Raw genomic sequence first — 18,721 nt, 5'->3', positions numbered from 1 at the left:
GAGCTTGTCGAGTTGACGCCGTTCACCCAGGACCGCCAAGTCAGGCGGCACTGTCAAGGTGTTGGCCAAGGTGTCGGCGGGATGTCGCAATGAAGGCCAAACTCTCTCCAGCCGTGTCCCGGCTCAGCCGACCGGGGCGATGCCGGTCACCGCGCGCTCCGCCTCCGCCGCGATCAACAGATGGCACATGACGTATTCCCTGCGCCGATGTCTTGAAGAGATCGCCTCCTCTCCACAGCCCCCGTCGGGGAGGGTTCCGATTTCGGGAGCCACGCATCGAACGCTGCGTGGCTCACCCGGCAAGAACGAGCCTTTCAGCGTCCGGCCGCCTGGCGGCGCAGGGCCCTCAATTCATCGAACCGGGCGGTGACGTCGCGCATGACCGCCGCCATCCCCAGCATCGCCCCGTCGGCGTCCTTCAACGGCACGATGGTGAACTCGACCGAGATGCGGGTTCCGTCCTTGCGCGTTGCCGGCACCGAGAGAAGATCGCCGCTGCCGTACCGGCTCTCCCCCGTCTTCATCACCTGATCGTAGCCGTCCCAATGCCGTTGGCGCTGACGGTCCGGAATGATGATATCCAGCGACTGGCCGAGCGCCTCGTCGGCGGTGAAGCCGAACACACGCTCGGCTCCCGCGTTCCAGAAACGGATGATGCCCTCCCGGTCGGAATAGGCGATGGCCTCGGCCGGGCTGTTCAACAGCGCCAGTCCCAACCGTTGCAGGTCGTTTTCGGTCATGGATTCCCCCTCGTCTTTCCGTTGCGCCTTGTTCGAATTCAAACGTCCAGGACCAAGCGTGCGCTGCGGGCGCGCGACACGCAGATCATCATCGTCTTGCCGGCGGCGCGTTCGGCGTCGGACAGGACGCTGTCGCGATGGTCGGGTTCCCCCTCCAGCACCGCTGTCTCGCAAGTGCCGCAAATGCCCTGCTCGCACGACGAGGCGACGGAAACGCCCGCGGCGTCGAGCGCGTCGAGCACGCTGGTCCCCTCCGTTACCGCGACGGTCACGCCGGATCGGGCGCAGACGACCTCGAAGCGATCGTCCGGCGCCGCGTCACGTCCCGCATCCGAGCGCGGCGCGAACCACTCGAAGCGCACGTCCTGCGAGGGCCGCGCCGCATCCGCGACCGCATCCATCAAGCGCTGTGGGCCGCAGCAGTAGATCAGGGCATCGTCGGCCGTCGCCGCGAGCAGTTCGCCCACCGTCAGCCGTCGGCCTTCGTCCGCGGCGTGCACCACCACGTGACCGTTGCCCAGCTTGCGAAGTTCACCCAGGAACGGCGCTTCGGACGCGCTGCGCACGCAATAATGCAGGACCCAGTCGGCTCCCCGGCGCGCGGCTTCGCGGATCATCGGCAGCAGAGGCGTGATGCCGATGCCCCCGGCGATGAACAGGTAGCGCGCGGCGGCGTTGAAGCGGAAGTTGTTGCGGGGCGGAGCAATGGTGACGGTGGTGCCGAGCCGCAGGTCGCTATGGATGAAACGCGATCCCCGTCCGCCCGGCAGGTTCAGGACGGCGATCCGGTAGGCTGACCGATCCGCCGGGTCGCCGCACAGCGAATAGGAGCGCACCGCCCCGTCCGGCAGATGCACGTCGATGTGCGCGCCCGGCTCGTAGGGCGGCAGGGCCTCGCCGTCCGGGTCGCGGAACTCAACCAGCAGAACTTGCGGTGCGACCCGCTCCATATGATGGACGCGCAAGGACCGCGTCGTCACAGGCGACCGCTGCGCATTCTTCCTTAGACCGGTTGTCGTCATTCTTTTGCCCGCCAGGGTGGTTGTCCGTTTCTGCACACCGGCCTGCGTTCGGACGTTCGGACCGTCCCTGGCATGCCAGATACATTGCGGCCACTCTAAAACCTCAAGCTAACTTGAGGTCAAGAGCCAATAACGCCCGGCATTTCGGGGAACCGTCCCGGCTCCGCTCGGTTGCCGAAGGGTTGAACGACTTCATCACGACCGTTTGCGACGGAGACTCCCGCATGGCGAGCACGGCTTCCGACATCCTGGTGGATGTTCTGGTGGATTGGGGTGTGGACACGATCTTCGGCATGCCCGGCGACGGCATCAACGGCATCGTCGAGGCGCTGCGCCGCCGCCAGGACGAGATCCGCTTCATCCAGGTCCGGCACGAGGAGGCGGCGGCCTTCGCCGCCTGCGGCTACGCCAAGTTCACCGGGCGGCTGGGCGTGTGCATCGCCACCTCCGGCCCCGGCGGGCTGCATCTGCTGAACGGTCTTTACGACGCCAAGCTGGACCACCAGCCGGTGCTGGCGATCACCGGGCTGCAATACCACGACCTCGTCGGCACCTACACCCAGCAGGACGTGGAGCTGGACAAGGTGTTCCAGGACGTCGCGCTCTACAACCAGCGCATCATGGGGGCGGCGCATGTCCGCAACATCGCCAACCTCGCCTGCCGCACCGCGCTCGCCCACCGCGGCGTGTCGCACATCACCATCCCCGTGGATCTGCAGGAGCAGGGCATCGGCGCCGACACGCGGGCGCCGCGCAACGTCAAGGGCCACAACACCGCCCTGTTCGCCCCGCAGCTTCCCGTCCCGTCGGAGGCGCAGACCAGCCGCGCCGTGGAGATCCTCGACGCCGGCAAGCGCATCGTCATCTTGGCCGGCCAGGGCGCGCTGAAGGCGACCGACCAGCTCGAACGGCTGGCCGACAAGCTGGGGGCGGTGATCGTCAAGGCGCTGCTGGGCAAGGCCGCGGTGCCGGACGACAGCCCCTTCACGACGGGGCAGGTCGGGCTGCTCGGCACCGCCCCCTCGCAGGAGGCGCTGGAGACCTGCGACACGCTGCTGATCGCCGGTTCGACCTTCCCCTACATCGAGTATTACCCGAAGCCGGGGCAGGCCCGCGCCATCCAGATCGACATCGACGCGGCGCGCATCGGCCTGCGCTACCCGGTGGAAGCCGGGCTGGTCGGCGACTGCGGGCTGGCGCTGGACATCCTGACCGAGCGGGTGCGGCGGCACGAGGACCGCTCCTTCCTGAAGACGGCGCAGGCGGGCAAGGCGGAGTGGATGAGGCTGATGGAGGAGCGCGGCACCCGCCCCGACCTGCCGATGAAGCCGCAGGTCGTCGCGTGGGAGCTGGGCAAGCGCCTGTCCGACACGGCCATCGTCGCCTGCGACAGCGGCACCATCGCCACCTGGTGGGCGCGGCAGATTCCGGCGCGGCGCGGCCAGATGCACTCCCTGTCCGGCAACCTCGCCACCATGGCTCCGGGCGTCCCCTACGCCATCGCGGCCCAGCTCGCCCATCCCGGACGGCAGGTGGTCGCCTATGTCGGGGACGGCGGCTTTTCCATGCTGATGGCCGACTTCGCCACGGCGGTGAAGTACAAGCTGCCGATCAAGGTCATCATCAACAACAACAATTCGCTCGGCCAGATCAAGTGGGAGCAGATCGCCATGCTGGGCAACCCCGAGTATGTCTGCGACCTTCAGCCCATCGACTTCGCCAAGGTGGCGGAGGCCTGCGGCGGCAAGGGCTTCACCATCACGGACCCGAAGGACTGCGGCGCCATTCTGGACGCCGCCCTCGCCCATCCCGGACCGGTGGTGGTGGACTGCCTCGTCGACACCAACGAGCCGCCGATGCCGCCGAAGGTCCAGGCCAAACAGGCGCTGCACTTCACCGAGGCGCTGGCCCGCGGCACCCCCGACGCCCTGAAGATCGCCGCCACCGTCTTCAAGGGCCGCGCCCGCGAGGTGATCTGAGGCGCGGCCCGTTGGGAGTGAGGCGCCCGCTCAGGCGGCGCGCCCCACCCCCTGCTGGGCGCCCTGCTGGGGCGCCGCGTCGGTCATCGCGTAGTTGCGCCCGAAACGGTTGGCGATGAAGTCGGCGTAGCGCACCTCCTCCTGCTTGACGAAGCCCCGCTGCGGCAGCGTGCCGTCGGCCAGCAGGTCGAGCACGGCGCACATGCCCGACGCGGTGGTGATCTGGATGCCGTTGTAGAAGGTGCCGCCGATCTCCCGCCCGTAGATCTTGTTGGCGTAGGTCTCCTGGAGCAGCCGCCCCCGCTTCGTCCCGGTCACCGTCACGAAGATCAGCACCACGTCCTGCAGCGTCGCCGGGATCGAGTGCTCCAGGATGTCCTTCAGCAGTTCCCGCCGGCTGCCCAGCCGCAGGTCGTGCAACAGCGCCTTCATCAGGTCGCGGTGCCCCGGATAGCGGACGGAGCGGTAGTTGAGCGTTCGCACCTTCCCCGCCAGCGTCTCGCACAGCGTGCCCAGGCCGCCCGAGGTGTTGAACGCCTCGTACAGCACGCCGTCGAGGGAAAACTCCTCGCGCTCCTCCAGCGGCGGGACGGAGACGAGGCGGCCTTCGACGATGGCCTCGCAGGGCTCCAGATACTCGTTGATGACGCCCTCGGTGCTCCAGGTCAGGTTGTAGTTCAGGGCGTTGGACGGGTATTTCGGCAGGGCGCCGACGCGCATCCGCACCGTGTCCAGCGTGTCGAAGCGCGAGGCCACGTCGTTGGCGACGATGGAGATGAAGCCCGGCGCCAGCCCGCACTGTGGGATGAAGGCCGAGCGCGCGCCCTCCGCCAGCTCCTTGACGCGCCGCGTGCTCGCCACATCCTCGGTCAGGTCGAGGTAGTGGGTGCCGGCGGCCCGCGCCGCCTCCGCCACGCCGACCGTCAGGTGGTAGGGCAGCGCGCTCAGCACCGCGAATTTGCCGCGCATCGCCTCGGCGAGGTCGGCGGGGTCGGCGGCGTCCACCACACGCGTTTCCATGCGCGGGTGGGCGGGCAGCCGCTCCAGCGCCTCCGCCGAACGGTCGGCGACGGTCACCCGGTAATCGCCCGTGGCCTTCAGGAAGTCGCCGATGGTCTCGCCGATCTTGCCGCCGCCCATCAGAAGAATGTCGCGCATCGTCCCGTACTCCCTGCCTCTTTGGTTTGCGTCGTTGTGACGCAATCTTGACCGGACAGCCTGTCGATGTGCAGGGTGCAGGGTGCCGAAACGCTTCAAACCTGTCGGCAGATTGACAGAAAGGCCGGCAATATGATGGACGAGCTGGATCAGCACCTTCTCGACGCGCTTCAGGACAACGCGCGGGAGCCCACCGCCGCGCTGGCCCGCCGCCTGCGCGTGTCGCGCAGCACGGTGCAGAGCCGCATCCAGCGGCTGGAGGAGCGCGGCGTGATCGCCGGCTACACGGTGCGGCTGTCGGACGAGACGGCACGCCGGATGATTCGTGCCCACGTCTCCATCAACCTGTCGCCCAAGCTGACCGCCGCCGTGGTCCAGGCGCTGAAGCGGATTCCGGAGGTGCGGGCGCTCCACGCCATCAGCGGCGCGCACGACCTGATCGCCGTGGTGCGGACCGGAACGATGGAGGAGATGGACGCGCTGATCGACCGCATCGGCGCCATCGACGGCATCGAGCGCACGACCTCGTCGATCATCATGGCGACGAAGTTCGAGCGGTGAAAAAAGAAAGCCCCTCTCCCTGGATGGGAAGAGGGGCTTTTTCCAACGTGACGGAGCTTACACCATGCCCGAACGGGTGAAGGGCAGGTGGTGCAGGCGCTTGCCGGTGGCGGCAAAGACCGCGTTGGCGACCGCCGGGGCGGCGGTCGGCACGCCCGGCTCGCCGACGCCGGTCGGACGGGCCGTGGAGGGGAGGATGTGCACCTCGACCGGCGGCATCTCCGAATTGCGGAGCGGCTGGAAGGTGTCGAAGTTGCTCTGGTCCACCACGCCGCCGGTCAGCGTGATCTCGTCGCGCAGCGCGTGGCCGATGGCCCAGCCGGTGCCGCCGGAGATTTGCGCCTCGACGATGTTGGGGTTCACGACCTGCCCGCAATCCACCGCGCAGACCACGCGGTCGATGGTGACGCGGCCCTGCTCGTCCACGGAGACCTCCGCGACATGGGCGACGAAGCTGCTGAAGCTCTCATGCACGGCGATGCCGCGGCCCTTGCCCTTGGGCAGCGGCTGGCCCCAGCCGGCCTTCTCGGCCGCCAGCTTCAGCACGCCCTGGAGGCGCGGGTGGTCCTTCAGCATCTCCAGCCGGAAGGCCACCGGGTCCTTGCCTGCCGCCGCAGCCAACTCGTCGATCATCACCTCCTTGGCGTAGGCGGTGTGAGTGTGGCCGACCGAGCGCCACCACAGGGTGGTGACCGGAGATTTCGGCGAATGCAGATCGACATGCAGGTTCGGCACGGCGTAGGCCATGTCCGAGGCGCCCTCGACCGAGGTCGCGTCCACGCCGTTCTTGACCATGACGGCTTCGAACGGGGTGCCCTCCATGAAGCTCTGCCCGACGATGTTCTGCCGCCACGCCACCAGCTTGCCGGAGGCGTCCAGGCCGGCCTTCACCTTGTGCAGGAACAGCGGGCGGTAGCGGCCGCCGCGGACGTCGTCCTCGCGCGTCCACACCAGATGGACCGGCGCCTTGCCGCCATAGGCCTTGGCGATGGACACCGCCTCGGCGATGTAGTCGGCGTCGGTTGTGGCGCGGCGGCCGAAGCTGCCGCCCGCCCAGACGGTGTTGATGACCACCTGCTCCGGCTTGCAGCCGAGGATGCCGGCGGCGACCTTCTGCTCCACCCCCTGGAACTGCGAGCCGGCCCAGATGGTGCAGCCGCCGTCCGGGGTCAGCTCCACGGTCGCGTTCAGCGGTTCCATCGGGGCGTGGGCGAGGTAGGGGAAGACGAATTCCGCCTCCACCACCTTGGCGGCGCCGGCCAGCGCCTTCGCCGCGTCGCCGGTGTCGGTGGCCACATTGCCCGGCTGGTCGGCCAGCTTGCGGTAGTCGGCGAGCATCTCCTCGGTGCCGCGCATCTCCGCCTTGGCGTCGTCCCACTCCACCGTCAGCGCCTCGCGGCCCTTCATGGCGGCCCAGGTGTTCTTGGCGACGACCGCGACGCCCCTCGGCAGGGTCAGCACCTCCAGGACGCCCGGCACCTGCTTCGCCGCGGCGGCGTCCACTGACTTCACCGTGCCGCCGAAGCGCGGGGAGCGGGCCATCACCGCCGTTACCTGGCCGGGGCGGCGGATGTCCATGGCGAAGATCGCCGTGCCGTCGGTTTTGGACACATGGTCCAGCCGGTGCAGCGACGGGTTGCCGATGAGTTTGTAGTCCTTGGCGTCCTTCAGCGCGACGTTCTGCGGGACGGGCAGCTTCGCCGCGTCCTCCGCCAGTTCGCCGAAGCGGGCGCTGCGGTTGGAGGCGGCGTGGCGGACGACGCCCTTTTCCACGGTGATGGCGGAGGCCGGGACCGACCAGCGCGCCGCGGCGGTGGCGACCAGCATGGCGCGGGCGGCGGCGCCGGCCATGCGCAGCTCGTCCCAGCTGTTGGCGACGGCGGTGGAGCCGCCGGTGCCCTGGATGCCGAAGAAGTGGTTGGCGTAGAGCGCGCCGTCCGCCGGGGCGAAGGCGCCGCGCATCTGCGCCCAGTCGGCGTCAAGCTCCTCGGCGACGATGGTGGTCAGGCCGGTCATGATGCCCTGGCCCTTGTCCAGATGCTTGACCAGCACGGTGACCGTGTCGTCGGCGGCGATGCGGATGAATGCCTGCGGGCGGGGGTCCGCCGGGCCGACGACCTTGGGGGCGGCGGCCTCGCTGGCGAAACCGGTCCGGGGGAGCATGGCGCCCAGAACCAAGGCGCCGCCGGCCCCCTTGAGGAAGCCGCGGCGCGAGGGGGAGGCGACGTCCGCCGCCGCCTGCTTGATGAGCTGGTTCAGCATGGCTCAGGCCCCCATCGCCTTGGCGGCGTCCTTGATGGCCGCGCGGATGCGCGGATAGGTGGCACAGCGGCAGACGTTGCCGTCCATCGCCGCGTCGATGTCGTCGTCGGTGGGGTTGCGGTTGTCGGTCAGCAGGGCCACGGCGCTCATGATCTGGCCGGACTGGCAGTAGCCGCACTGCACCACGTCAAGCTTCTGCCAGGCGGCCTGGACGGCCTGGGCGACCGTGCCGGACACGCCCTCGATGGTGGTGATCTTGGTGCCCGCGGCGGATTCCGCCGGGGTCTGGCAGGCGCGGACCGGCGTGCCGTCCATATGGACGGTGCAGGCGCCGCACTGGGCGATGCCGCAGCCGAACTTCGTGCCGGTCAAGTTCAGCTCGTCCCGCAGGACCCACAGAAGCGGCATGTCGCCGGGCACGTCAACGTCCCGGTCCTGCCCGTTGATGTTCAAGCGAATCATCGGATGATCCCTGTCTCTCGACTCTGCCTGTCGGGTATTGTGATGTGGGCCTTCGGCGGGCAATCCTTGCTTGAATTCCAGCCACGAAAAGACCGTCTGCAGTGTGGTCCCGTTCGGCGGGTGTGGCAAACATCCCAGTGTGGGAGTCGGTCTTCCGCGGAAGCGCCCGCCCTATCCGTCCGTTTGGCCCGTCCGTCTGGCCCGCTCGTTCGACCCGCAAGCGTAACCACGAGCATCCTAACCGCTTCGCCGCGAGCCGAATAGCCGGTACAATCCGCTTGGGCTTATGAATGTGGTGCATGAATGAACCGGAACGACCTCAGCGATCTGGCGGCTTTCGCCGTCGTGGCGGAGGAGGGGAGCTTCACGCGGGCGGCGGCCCGGCTGGGCATGTCCCAATCCGCGCTCAGCCACGCCATGAAGGCGCTGGAGGACCGGCTCGGCCTGCGCCTGCTCGCCCGGACGACCCGCAGCGTGTCCACGACGGAGGCCGGGCAGCGCCTTCTCCGCACGCTGCGGCCGGCGCTGGACGACATCGCCGCCGGGCTGGCCGCGGTGGGGGAGCTGCGCGAGAAGCCCGCCGGCACGCTGCGCATCACCACCGGCAAGCACGCCGCCGTGCGGTTGCTGTGGCCCGTGCTGTCGCGCTTCCTCGCCGACTATCCGGAGGTGCAGGTGGAACTGTCCATCGACAGCAGCCTGACCGACATCGTGGCCAGCCGCTTCGACGCCGGGGTCCGGCTGGGCGAGCAGGTCGAAAAGGACATGATCGCGGTGCGCATCGGCCCGGACATCCGGGCGGCCATCGTCGGGGCACCCTCCTACTTCGCGCAGCGTCCGGTGCCCTGCGCCCCGCAGGATCTGGCCGGGCACGACTGCATCAACTATCGATTCACCTCGTCCGGCGCCGTCTATGTCTGGGAATTCGAGGAGGACGGACATCCGGTGAACGTCCGGGTGACCGGATCGCTGGTGTCCAACGACATGGACGTCATCATGGCCGCCGTCCTGGACGGGCGGGGGCTGGCCTACATCTTCGAGGACGAGGTGGCGGAGCACATCGCCGCCGGGCGGCTGATCCGCGTGCTGGACGACTGGTGCAAGCCCTTCCCCGGCTACTACCTCTACTACCCCAGCCGTCGGCAGGTTCCACCGGCCCTGGCCGCGCTGGTCGACGCGCTTCGCTACCGACTGTAGCAACCGTGCAACTTACGCATGTCGATTCCGCGCTCCGAGCGGATCCGAAAAAGGATTATTAACGTACCAAAAGAATAAGGTAATCGGATCAAGCGGCGCCGAGCCGCCGGAACGGGATGAACGCCGGATGATGCGTGTGTATGCCTGCATAACCCAGCAGCACGATTTGTGGCTCGTGCTGCTGGCGGGGGCGGTCTGTGGATTCGGTGCCTGGGTGTCCCTGAACCTCGCCCGCCGCGCGGCGGCGGCGGTGGGGCGGGCGCGCTGGGGCTGGCTGGCCGGTGCCGCGACGGCGACCGGCGGCGGCGTGTGGGCGACCCACTTCATCGCCATGCTGGCTTTCCGGACCAGCCTGCCCATGGGCTACGACATCGGCCTGACGGTTCTGTCGAGCCTGATCGCCATCGGCGGCGCCGCGGTGGGCATCCGCCGCGCCATCGGTGGCGGGCGGCTGGCCGCTCCGCTGGGCGGCGCCATCGCCGGGGCCGCGGCGACGGCCATGCATTTCACCGGCATGGCGGCGCTCCAGGTGCCGGCCAACCTGCATTACGACCCGGCTTACGTCGCGGTGTCGCTGGGGTTGGGCGTCCTGCTGGGCGGGGCGGGCTTCACCGCCGCCCTGCGGATCGGATCGCTGAAGGGGCTGGCGACCGGTGCCGCCCTGCTGGCGCTGGGCATCTGCGGGCTGCATTTCACCGGCATGGCCGGCGTCACGCTGATCCCCGATCCACTGCACGACATGTCCGACCAGATCATGGAACCGGGTCTGCTGGCGATGGCCATCGCGGTGACGGCCACGGTGGTGATGGCGCTGGGCCTCGCCGGGGCCATCGTGGACCAGAGGCTGGCCGCCAGGGCGGCGCACGAGGCGGCCCGGCTGCGCGCCAGCGAGGAGCGGTTCCGCCAACTCGCCGACGCCACCACGGAAGGCATCGTGATCCACCGCGACGGCGTGGTCCTCGACGTCAACCGCGCCATGGCGGAGCTGCTGGGCAAGCCGCAGGCCCAGTTCATCGGCCAGTCCATGCTGCGCTTCGTGGTGCAAAGCCGCCGCTCCGACATCGAGCGCAAGCTGGCCCAACCGACCTCCGAGCGGGTGGAACTGGACCTTCTGCACGACGACGGCACGCTGGTGATGGTGGAGGCGCACGGGCAGGACATCACGCACGAGGGCCGGCCCGCCCGCGTCGTCGCCGTCCGCGACATCCGCGAGCGCAAGCGGGCGGAGGAGCGCATCCGCCACATGGCGAACCACGACCTGCTGACCGGGTTGCCGAACCGCTCCCTGTTCCTCGACCGGCTGAACGGCGCGCTGACCAGCGCGGGGCGGACGCGGACCGGGGTGGCGGTGCTCTATCTGGATCTCGACCGCTTCAAGGCGGTGAACGACCTGCTGGGCCACCCCGCCGGCGACCGGCTGCTGCAGGAGATGGCGCGCCGCATGCTGGAGGCGGTGCCCAGCCACGACACGGTGGCGCGGCTGAGCGGCGACGAGTTCGCGGTTCTGCACCGCATCGCCCAGCCGGGCGAGGCGCTGGCCCTGGCCGACCGGCTGGTCAAGGCGCTGGGCGCCCCGGCCGAGCTGGACGGCCAGCGCATGGTGGTCGGGACGAGCGTCGGCATCGCCCTGTTCCCGCAGGACGGCAGCGGGGCGGAAACGCTTCTCCAGCACGCCGACACCGCGCTCTACCGCGCCAAGTCGGAAGGGCGGGGCACCTTCCGCTTCTTCGAAGCGGCGATGAACGAGCGGCTGCAAGCCCGCCGTGGTCTGGAGCGCGACCTGCGCCAAGCGCTGAGCGACGGCGTGCTCTGCGTCCATTACCAGCCGTTGGAGGATTGCCGGACGCACAGCGTCCTGGGCTTCGAGGCGCTGGTGCGCTGGAAGCATCCGGAGCGCGGCATGATCCCGCCGGCGGAGTTTGTGCCGCTGGCCGAGGAGAGCGGGCTGGTCATGCAACTCGGCGAGTTCGTGCTGCGCACCGCCTGCCGGGACGCCCGGACTTGGCCCGATCCGGTCAAGGTGGCGGTGAACCTGTCGCCGGTCCAGTTCCGCCATTCCGACCTCCCGGGCACCATCCTCGGCATCCTGGAGGAGGAGGGGCTGCCGCCGCACCGGCTGGAGATCGAGGTGACCGAGGGGGTGATGATCGACGACACCGAGCGGGCCCTGGCGGCGCTGACCGCTCTGAAGGCCGCCGGGGTGCGCATCGCCCTGGACGATTTCGGCACGGGCTATTCCAGCCTCAGCTATCTTCAGAAATTCACCTTCGACAAGCTGAAGATCGACCGCTCCTTCGTCCAGCTGATGGCGGAGAACCGCGAGTCCCTGTCGATCATCCGCACCATCCTGGCGCTCGCCAAGAGCCTCGACATCGCCGTCACGGCGGAGGGCGTGGAGACGGAGGAGCAGCGGATCCTGCTGAAGAACGAGTCCTGCAACCAACTCCAGGGCTATCTGATCGGGCGCCCGGCCCCGGCGTCCGAGCTGGCGCGCTTCTACGAGCCGGCGTGAGGGAGGGCCGGCCGCCCCTGCGGCAGGGGTGGGCTTGGCGCGGGCCTGCGTGACGGAACCGTTGGACAAACGGACGAAGGCCACCGCACAGTGGCGCCCGCCATGACCGGATTGCGTGCCTTCGCCGAGCGTCTCGTCGCCGCTCTTCTGCTGCTCCCCTTCCTGCCGCCGGAGATCGCGGCCGGACGGGAGACCCGCACCGCCGTCACGGTGCTGACGTCCTTTCCCGCCGGCTTCTACGAACCGGTGCGGGAGGCGTTCGAGGCGGCGCACCCGGACTGGCGCCTGCGCATCGTCAACACCAAGACCACCGCCGCGATCAGCCAGTTGCAGGAGCGGGCGGACGACGGCGTCGACGTCTTCTGGGCGTCCGCCCCCGACGCCTTCGAGGTGCTGAAGGCGGCCAAGCGCCTGCAGCCGCTCGCCCCGCGCCCGACGGGGGCGCCGCCGACGGTCGGGAACCAGCCGATCAACGATCCGGACGGCGCCTATCTCGGTTTCGCGCTGTCGGGTTACGGGCTGCTGTGGAACCAGCGCTACCTGGACCGCCACGGCCTGCCGACGCCCAGGCGGTGGGAGGATCTCCGCCGCCCCGTCTACGCCCGGCATCTCGGCATCACCGCTCCGTCGCGCTCCGGCACCATGCATCTGATGGTCGAGACCGTGCTGCAGATGCAGGGATGGGAGCGCGGCTGGGCGACGTGGCTGGAGATCGCCGGCAACCTCGCCACCGTGACGGCGCGCAGCTACGGCGTGGTGGACGGAGTCGCCAAAGGGCGCTTCGGCGTCGGCCTGAGCATCGACTTCCTCGGGCAGTCCGCCGGATCGGAGGAGGAGGATCTGCGCTTTGCCTATCCCGCCGACAGCCTGTTCCTTCCCGCCAGCGTGGCGCTGCTGCGCGGCGCGCCGAACCCGGACGGGGCCGGGGCCTTCATCGACTTCCTGCTGTCCCCGGCCGGTCAGGCACTGCTGGTCCGCCCGGACATCCAGCGCCTGCCGGTGCGGCCCGACGCCTACGCGGCGGCCCCCGCCGGCTATCCCGACCCCTACCGGACGGAGACCGGGGACGACCTGTTCCTGTTCGACCGCTCCCTGTCCGGCGCCCGCTACGAGCTGGTGAACCTGCTGTTCGACGAGCTGGTGACCTTCCGGGTCAAGACGCTGAACCGGGTCTGGCAACTGATTCACGAGGGGGAGGCGCGTCTGTCCGCGCTTTACGGTTCCGTCAGCCACGAGCCGGTCGCGGCGGACCTGCTGCGCGCTGCGCGGGCGGCGGCCACCGCGGTCCCGGTCTCCGCGGCGGAGGCCGCCGACCCCGCCTTCTCCATGGCGCTGCGCCGGCCGGCGCGCGGGCTTCCCGTGTCCAGCCGGCAGGCGGAGCTGGAAGCCGCGTGGCGGGCCTTCTCCCAGCAGCGGCTGGACGAGGCGCTGGCCCTGGCGGAGCGCGCGCTGATCATCCTGCGCGTGGCCGGCGGCGAGGGGGTCTGGCCGTGACCGCGGAGGCCGTTGCCGGGCGGGCTCCCGGTCCCGTGCGGTTCGGCATCCGGGCACGGCTGCTGCTGGCCTTCGTCGCGGTGGCGGCCTTATCGGTGGTCGCCTGTGGGCTGGGCTGGCTGTCCTACGACCGGCTGGGCGGCACGCTGGACGAGTTCGCGGAGAGTCATCTGCCCGCCCTGGGCCTTGCCGCGCGTCTGGCGGAGGAGGGCGGCAGCATCATTGCCACCGCGCCGATCCTCGCCAACGCCCAGACGGAGCAGGAACTGGGGGCCATCCGCGATGCGCTGGGCCGTCGGCTCGCCGCGCTCCGCGCGCTGGCGGCGGAAGGGGAGCGCGGCGTCCCCGGGCTGCGCCCGATGGTGGACGCGCTCGGCCGCAACCTGACCGACCTCGACGCCACCGTGCGGCACCGGTTGGCGCTGGCCCGCCGCAACCAGGAGGGCATCGAGCGGCTGCGCTGGCTGCACGCCGACTTCCTCGACGAGATCGAGCCGCTGGTCACCGACGCCCGCTTCAACATCCAAAGCGCGCTGGGCCTCGTCGAGGCCGGCACCCGCTCCGCCGAGGCGGTCCGCACCCTGCGCGCGGAGAGCCGGCGCAGCGAGGCGGTGCTGCAGATCGGGGCGAACGGCAACCTTACGGTCGGGCTGATCGCGCGGGCCGCGACTCTCGCCACCACCGAGGCGCTGGACGACAACGCGGGATTCCTGGAGGAGACGGCCGACCGGCTGCAACGCGACCTTGCCACGCTGGAGGACTGGGCGGACGGCGTGTCGCTGGCGCAGCTGGTCGCCCGCCTGCTGGAGCTGGCCCGGGGCGAGGGCAGCGTCCCGGAGCTGCGCCGTGCGGAACTGGCCGCGGCCGACCAGGGGCAGGGCCTGCTGGCCGAGAACCGGACGCTGGTGGCCCGGCTGAACGGTCTGATCGCCCAGCAGGTGCAGTCGGTGGAAACCACCTCGCGCGCCGCCGCGGCGCGGTCGGCCCAGGCCATCGCCGAAGGCCGCTCGGCCCTGCTGGCCAGCGCGCTGGTCAGCCTGCTGGTGGCGGTGCTGGTGGCCTGGCTGTACGTCAACCGCAGCATCATTTCCCGCCTGACGCGGCTGGGCCGCGCGGCGCACGAGATCGCCGCCGGCAACCTGAAGGCGGACATCCCGCTGGGCGGCAACGACGAGCTGTCGCAGATGGCCGCGGCCCTGCTGGTCTTCCGTGACACCGCCATCGCGGTGGAGGAGGCCAACGCCCAAGCCATCATCGACAACGCCCAGGCCGGGCTGGCGACCACGGACGCCGACGGGGCGATCGAGTTCGTCAACCCGCTGGCCGCCGCCCTGATCGCCGCCCCGGACGGAATCGCGGACGGGCGGCTGGCGGACCGGCTGGAGTCCGATGGCGCGCGGCGGGTGGAGGATTTCTTCCGCGAGGCTCGCGAGGCCCCGGACGAGTCGGCACCCTCCCTGTCCCTTCTGACCGCCGGGCGACGGCCGGACGGCCGTCCGGTGCCGGTCCAGGTGGGCATCCGGCCCTTTCGGCGGCGCCAGCAGCAACGCTTCATCGTCACCCTGACCGACATGACCGAGCGGGTGGAGGCGCAGCACATCCTGGAACGCACGGTGGCGGAGCGCACCGCTGACCTGCGCACCACCAACGCGCGGCTGGAGCAAGCCATCGCCGAGCACCAACGCGCCGAGCGCGACCTGCGCGACGCCCAGGCGGAGCTGGTGCAGGCCGGCAAGCTGGCGGCGCTGGGCCAGCTCGCCGCCGGGGTGGGGCACGAGCTGAACCAGCCGCTGTCGGCCATCCGCTCCTACGCCCACAACGGGCGCAAGCTGATCGCGCTCGGGCGGATCGCGGAAGCGGAGGGCAACCTCGGCAAGATCGCCGACCTGACCGCCCGCATGGCCAACATCACCAACCATCTGAAGCGCTTCGCCCGCCGCCCCGACACCCGGCTGGGGGCGGTGGAGCTGGCGCCGGTGGTGCAGGGCGCTCTCTCGCTGTTCGGCGACCGGCTGCGCGAGGAGGCCGTGGAGCTGGCGGTGGATCTGCCGGAGGACCGGCCCGGCAAGCCGCTGCGCGTCCGCGCCGAGGAGGTGCGGCTGGAGCAGGTGCTGGTCAATCTGCTGAGCAACGCGCTGGACGCCGTGGCCGGCGCCCCGCTGCGCCGCATCGCCATCACCGCGGAGGCGGCGGAGGGAACCGTGCGGATCACGGTGCGGGACAGCGGTCCCGGCATTCCCGACGCGGTGGCCGGGCAGGTGTTCGACCCCTTCTTCACGACCAAGCCGGTGGGCGCCGGGCTCGGCCTCGGCCTCTCCATCTCCTACAACATCGTGCGGGACTTCGGCGGCGCCCTGTCGGTGGCCGAGAGCGGCCCCGGCGGAACCGCCTTCCTGCTGACCCTGACCCGTGCCTGAGCGACATCGCATGACCGTTCTTCTGATCGACGACGACCACGAGGTGCTGGACGCCAGCCGCCAGACACTGGAGCTGGAAGGCTTCGCGGTGGAGGCGACGACCCGGCCCGAAGACGCTCTGGACCGCCTCGGCCCGTCCTGGCCGGGCGTGGTGGTGACCGACGTGCGCATGCCCGGACTGGACGGCTTCGCCCTGCTGGAGCGGGTGCGCGCCGCCGATCCGGAGGTGCCGGTGGTGCTGGTGACCGGGCACGGCGACATCGCCATGGCGATGCGGGCGGTGCGCGGCGGCGCCTACGACTTCATCGAGAAACCGGCGGAGCCCGGTCATCTGGTGGAGGTGGTGCGCCGCGCGCTGGAGCACCGGCGGCTGGTGCTGGAGAACCGCAGCCTGCGGGCGCTGCTGGCCGGCGGCGGCTCGCTGGAGGCGCGCATCATCGGCCGGTCGGCCGCCATCGAACGGCTGCGCGCCGCCGTGGCCGGGCTGGCCGATGCGGAGGTGGACGTCCTGCTGTTCGGCGAGACCGGAACCGGCAAGGAACTGGTCGCCCGCAGCCTGCACGACGCCGGGCGGCGCCGGGCCGGCAACTTCGTCGCCCTGAACTGCGGCGCGCTGCCCGACACCATCATCGAGAGCGAGCTGTTCGGCCACGAGGCCGGCGCCTTCACCGGCGCCCAGGGGCGGCGCATCGGCAAGCTGGAGCACGCCGACGGCGGCACGCTGTTCCTCGACGAGATCGAGAGCATGCCGATGCACCTCCAGGTCAAGCTGCTGCGCGTGCTGCAGGAGCGGGTGATCGAGCGCGTCGGCGGCAACCGGCCCATTCCGCTGGACCTGCGCGTGGTTGCCGCCACCAAGGTCGATCTGCTGCGGCTGGCGGGGGACGGCAAGTTCCGCGAGGATTTGTACTACCGCCTGAACGTGGTCACCGTGCCGCTTCCGCCCCTGCGCGAGCGGCGGGAGGATGTGCCGCTCCTGCTGCGCCATTTCCTCGAAGCCGCCGCGGCCCGCGCCCGCCGCCCGGCACCGCCGGTGGACGCGGCGGTGCTGGCCCGTCTGGCCGCTCACGGCTGGCCGGGCAACGTCCGCGAATTGCGCAACGTCGCCGAGCGCATGGCCCTGGGTTTGGGTGACGGCTTGGCGGGCGGACCGGTGGCCGGAACGGCGGGCGGTGGGATCGAACCCCTGGCCGAGCACCTGGATCGCATCGAGAGGCAGCTCATCGAGGACGCGCTGGCCCGCTGCGGCGGGCGGGTCGGTGAGACGGCGGACAAGCTGGGCATCACCCGCAAGACCCTGTATCTGAAGATGCGTCACCACGGCCTCCACCGCGGCGACTTTGCCGAAGAGTGACGCAACGTCCCCCTCCCTTGATGGAAGAGGGGCTGAAAGGGGAGGGGTGATGCGCCGCCCCGTTCCCGCCGTTACCCATCGCACAGGCCCGATGTTACCGGGGTTACCCATCCTTCCGGCGCGGCCCCAGTGAATTCGCCTGCGAACGGTCTGGCATGCGGATTGCTGATAGGACGCGCAGAAAAAACACCGGGAGGAACCATCCTATGTCTCGCACGCTGCACGGCGTCGCGGCCGCCCTGGCCGTCATGCTCGCTTCCAGCACCGCCGCCTTCGCCCAGGACCCGTCGGGCAAGCTGGTGGTCGTCACCTCCTTTCCGAAGGACCTGACCAGCGCCTTCCAGCAGGCCTTCCAGAAGGCTTATCCGAAGGTCACGTTGGAGGTTCTGAACCGCAACACCAACGCGGGCGTGAAGTATCTCCAGGAGACGGCCTCGAACAACGGCACCGACCTGTTCTGGGCCTCCGCCCCCGACGCCTTCGAGGTTCTGAAGGGCGCCAACCTGCTGCAAGCTTACAAGCCGAAGGTCGAGGGCATTCCAGACAAGGTCGGCGCCTACCCGATCAATGACCCGGAAGGCATGTACGCCGGCTTCGCCGCTTCGGGCTACGGCATCATGTGGAACAGCCGCTACATGAAGGCCAACGACCTGCCGGCCCCCAAGGAGTGGTCGGACCTCGCCAAGCCGGTCTATTACGACCACGTCGCCATCTCCGCCCCGTCGCGCTCCGGCACGACGCACCTGACCATCGAGACCATCCTCCAGGGCGAGGGCTGGGAGAAGGGCTGGCGGACCAACAAGGAGATCGCCGGCAACTACCGCACCATCACCGAGCGCAGCTTCGGCGTGCCGGACGGCGTGAATTCCGGCAGCTTCGGCGTCGGCATCGTGATCGACTTCTTCGCGCTGTCGTCCCAGGCCTCGGGTTTCCCGGTGGAGTTCGTCTATCCGACGGTCACCACCATCGTGCCGGCCAACATCGGCATCGTGAAGAACGCCCCCAACAAGGTCGCCGCCGAGACCTTCGTCGACTTCATCCTGTCGCCGGAGGGCCAGGAGGTGCTGCTGCAGCCGGCGATCCGCCGCCTGCCGGTCAACCCGGCCACCTACGCCAAGGCGCCGGCCGACTACCCGAACCCGTTCAAGGACACCTCGCTGGGCTCGCAGGTGAACTTCGACGTCGAGGTGTCGCAGGCCCGCTACAACGTGGTGGACGCGCTGTTCGACCAGCTCATCACCTTCCAGCTCGACGGGCTGAAGGCGGCGACCCGCGCCATCCATCAGGCCGACGCCGCGCTGGCCAAGAAGCCCAACGACAAGGGCAAGGCGCTGCTGGCCGAGGCGCGCGACCTCGTCGCCGCCATGCCGGTGACCGCCCAGGAGGCCGCCGACCCGCAGCTCGCCGGCGCCTTCACGGTGGAGCGCAAGAGCGCCACCGACGCCGTGCCGGAGCGTCAGGCGCAGGTGGAGCAGAAGTGGGCCGCCTTCGCCAAGGACAACTACGCCGCCGCCCGCAAGAAGGCCGAAGAGGCCCTGGCGCTGGCCCGCTGACCCGAGCGTG

The 18,721-nt window shown here is 70.1% G+C and carries 13 protein-coding genes; 8 read left to right on the top strand and 5 right to left on the bottom strand.

Translation table 11 applies throughout. The annotated features are described in order from the left end of the window. Nucleotides 1-314: 314 nt before the first annotated feature. Nucleotides 315-740, bottom strand: coding sequence for a PAS domain-containing protein (locus H0B54_RS22125; RefSeq protein WP_188262121.1), 426 nt, complete (start codon nucleotides 738-740; stop codon nucleotides 315-317). Nucleotides 741-778: 38 nt separating this feature from the next. Beyond that, on the bottom strand, nucleotides 779-1,720 hold the full coding sequence (locus tag H0B54_RS22120; protein WP_343068999.1) for a PDR/VanB family oxidoreductase: 942 nt from the start codon (nucleotides 1,718-1,720) through the stop codon (nucleotides 779-781). Between the two features lie 266 nt (nucleotides 1,721-1,986). Between H0B54_RS22120 and H0B54_RS22115 the strand changes: the two genes are divergently transcribed. Continuing rightward, entirely contained in the window at nucleotides 1,987-3,741 is a 1,755-nt protein-coding gene (locus H0B54_RS22115) for a thiamine pyrophosphate-dependent enzyme (protein ID WP_188262120.1), read from the top strand. Between the two features lie 30 nt (nucleotides 3,742-3,771). Here H0B54_RS22115 and H0B54_RS22110 read toward each other — a convergent pair whose 3' ends face one another. Next, complete coding sequence (locus H0B54_RS22110; RefSeq protein WP_188262119.1) at nucleotides 3,772-4,899, bottom strand: saccharopine dehydrogenase family protein; 1,128 nt, start codon at nucleotides 4,897-4,899, stop codon at nucleotides 3,772-3,774. Nucleotides 4,900-5,031: 132 nt separating this feature from the next. Between H0B54_RS22110 and H0B54_RS22105 the strand changes: the two genes are divergently transcribed. Next, on the top strand, nucleotides 5,032-5,460 hold the full coding sequence (locus tag H0B54_RS22105; protein ID WP_040138311.1) for an Lrp/AsnC family transcriptional regulator: 429 nt from the start codon (nucleotides 5,032-5,034) through the stop codon (nucleotides 5,458-5,460). A gap of 57 nt (nucleotides 5,461-5,517) precedes the next feature. Here H0B54_RS22105 and H0B54_RS22100 read toward each other — a convergent pair whose 3' ends face one another. Then, the gene (locus H0B54_RS22100; RefSeq protein WP_188262118.1) at nucleotides 5,518-7,722 is read right to left on the bottom strand and encodes a xanthine dehydrogenase family protein molybdopterin-binding subunit; all 2,205 of its coding nucleotides are present in this window, start codon (nucleotides 7,720-7,722) and stop codon (nucleotides 5,518-5,520) included. Between the two features lie 3 nt (nucleotides 7,723-7,725). Then, nucleotides 7,726-8,184, bottom strand: coding sequence for a (2Fe-2S)-binding protein (locus H0B54_RS22095; protein WP_188262117.1), 459 nt, complete (start codon nucleotides 8,182-8,184; stop codon nucleotides 7,726-7,728). Nucleotides 8,185-8,487: 303 nt separating this feature from the next. On the opposite strand from H0B54_RS22095, the gene H0B54_RS22090 reads away from it, so the two are divergent. From H0B54_RS22090 to H0B54_RS22065, 6 genes are all read left to right on the top strand, one after another. Beyond that, on the top strand, nucleotides 8,488-9,381 hold the full coding sequence (locus H0B54_RS22090) for a LysR family transcriptional regulator (RefSeq protein WP_094305759.1): 894 nt from the start codon (nucleotides 8,488-8,490) through the stop codon (nucleotides 9,379-9,381). Nucleotides 9,382-9,508: 127 nt separating this feature from the next. Then, nucleotides 9,509-11,893 (top strand): EAL domain-containing protein, encoded by a 2,385-nt coding sequence (locus H0B54_RS22085; protein ID WP_188262116.1) that lies wholly within the window; start codon nucleotides 9,509-9,511, stop codon nucleotides 11,891-11,893. A gap of 102 nt (nucleotides 11,894-11,995) precedes the next feature. Next, a complete protein-coding gene (locus tag H0B54_RS22080; protein WP_188262115.1) occupies nucleotides 11,996-13,387 on the top strand; it encodes an ABC transporter substrate-binding protein in 1,392 nt (463 codons plus the stop codon). Continuing rightward, complete coding sequence (locus tag H0B54_RS22075) at nucleotides 13,384-15,804, top strand: ATP-binding protein (RefSeq protein ID WP_188262114.1); 2,421 nt, start codon at nucleotides 13,384-13,386, stop codon at nucleotides 15,802-15,804. The genes H0B54_RS22080 and H0B54_RS22075 overlap by 4 nt, the downstream gene beginning before the upstream one ends. A gap of 10 nt (nucleotides 15,805-15,814) precedes the next feature. Then, on the top strand, nucleotides 15,815-17,158 hold the full coding sequence (locus tag H0B54_RS22070; RefSeq protein ID WP_188262113.1) for a sigma-54-dependent transcriptional regulator: 1,344 nt from the start codon (nucleotides 15,815-15,817) through the stop codon (nucleotides 17,156-17,158). Between the two features lie 206 nt (nucleotides 17,159-17,364). Continuing rightward, nucleotides 17,365-18,711 carry an ABC transporter substrate-binding protein gene (locus tag H0B54_RS22065; protein WP_188262112.1) on the top strand — a complete coding sequence of 449 codons (1,347 nt, stop codon included), beginning with the start codon at nucleotides 17,365-17,367 and terminating at the stop codon, nucleotides 18,709-18,711. The last annotated feature ends 10 nt before the right edge of the window (nucleotides 18,712-18,721 follow it).

Origin of the sequence: Azospirillum tabaci, assembly GCF_014596085.1 — a bacterium.
Classification (GTDB): domain Bacteria; phylum Pseudomonadota; class Alphaproteobacteria; order Azospirillales; family Azospirillaceae; genus Azospirillum; species Azospirillum tabaci.
This window is presented reverse-complemented; position numbering and strand designations above follow the sequence as displayed.

What these genes read in the sequence shown, in the direction of transcription:
- H0B54_RS22125 (WP_188262121.1), bottom strand. Translation starts at nt 740, where the DNA reads ATGACCGAAAACGACCTGCAACGGTTGGGACTGGCGCTGTTGAACAGC.
- H0B54_RS22115 (WP_188262120.1), top strand. Translation starts at nt 1,987, where the DNA reads ATGGCGAGCACGGCTTCCGACATCCTGGTGGATGTTCTGGTGGATTGG.
- H0B54_RS22110 (WP_188262119.1), bottom strand. Translation starts at nt 4,899, where the DNA reads ATGCGCGACATTCTTCTGATGGGCGGCGGCAAGATCGGCGAGACCATC.
- H0B54_RS22105 (WP_040138311.1), top strand. Translation starts at nt 5,032, where the DNA reads ATGATGGACGAGCTGGATCAGCACCTTCTCGACGCGCTTCAGGACAAC.
- H0B54_RS22100 (WP_188262118.1), bottom strand. Translation starts at nt 7,722, where the DNA reads ATGCTGAACCAGCTCATCAAGCAGGCGGCGGCGGACGTCGCCTCCCCC.
- H0B54_RS22095 (WP_188262117.1), bottom strand. Translation starts at nt 8,184, where the DNA reads ATGATTCGCTTGAACATCAACGGGCAGGACCGGGACGTTGACGTGCCC.
- H0B54_RS22090 (WP_094305759.1), top strand. Translation starts at nt 8,488, where the DNA reads ATGAACCGGAACGACCTCAGCGATCTGGCGGCTTTCGCCGTCGTGGCG.
- H0B54_RS22085 (WP_188262116.1), top strand. Translation starts at nt 9,509, where the DNA reads ATGATGCGTGTGTATGCCTGCATAACCCAGCAGCACGATTTGTGGCTC.
- H0B54_RS22080 (WP_188262115.1), top strand. Translation starts at nt 11,996, where the DNA reads ATGACCGGATTGCGTGCCTTCGCCGAGCGTCTCGTCGCCGCTCTTCTG.
- H0B54_RS22070 (WP_188262113.1), top strand. Translation starts at nt 15,815, where the DNA reads ATGACCGTTCTTCTGATCGACGACGACCACGAGGTGCTGGACGCCAGC.
- H0B54_RS22065 (WP_188262112.1), top strand. Translation starts at nt 17,365, where the DNA reads ATGTCTCGCACGCTGCACGGCGTCGCGGCCGCCCTGGCCGTCATGCTC.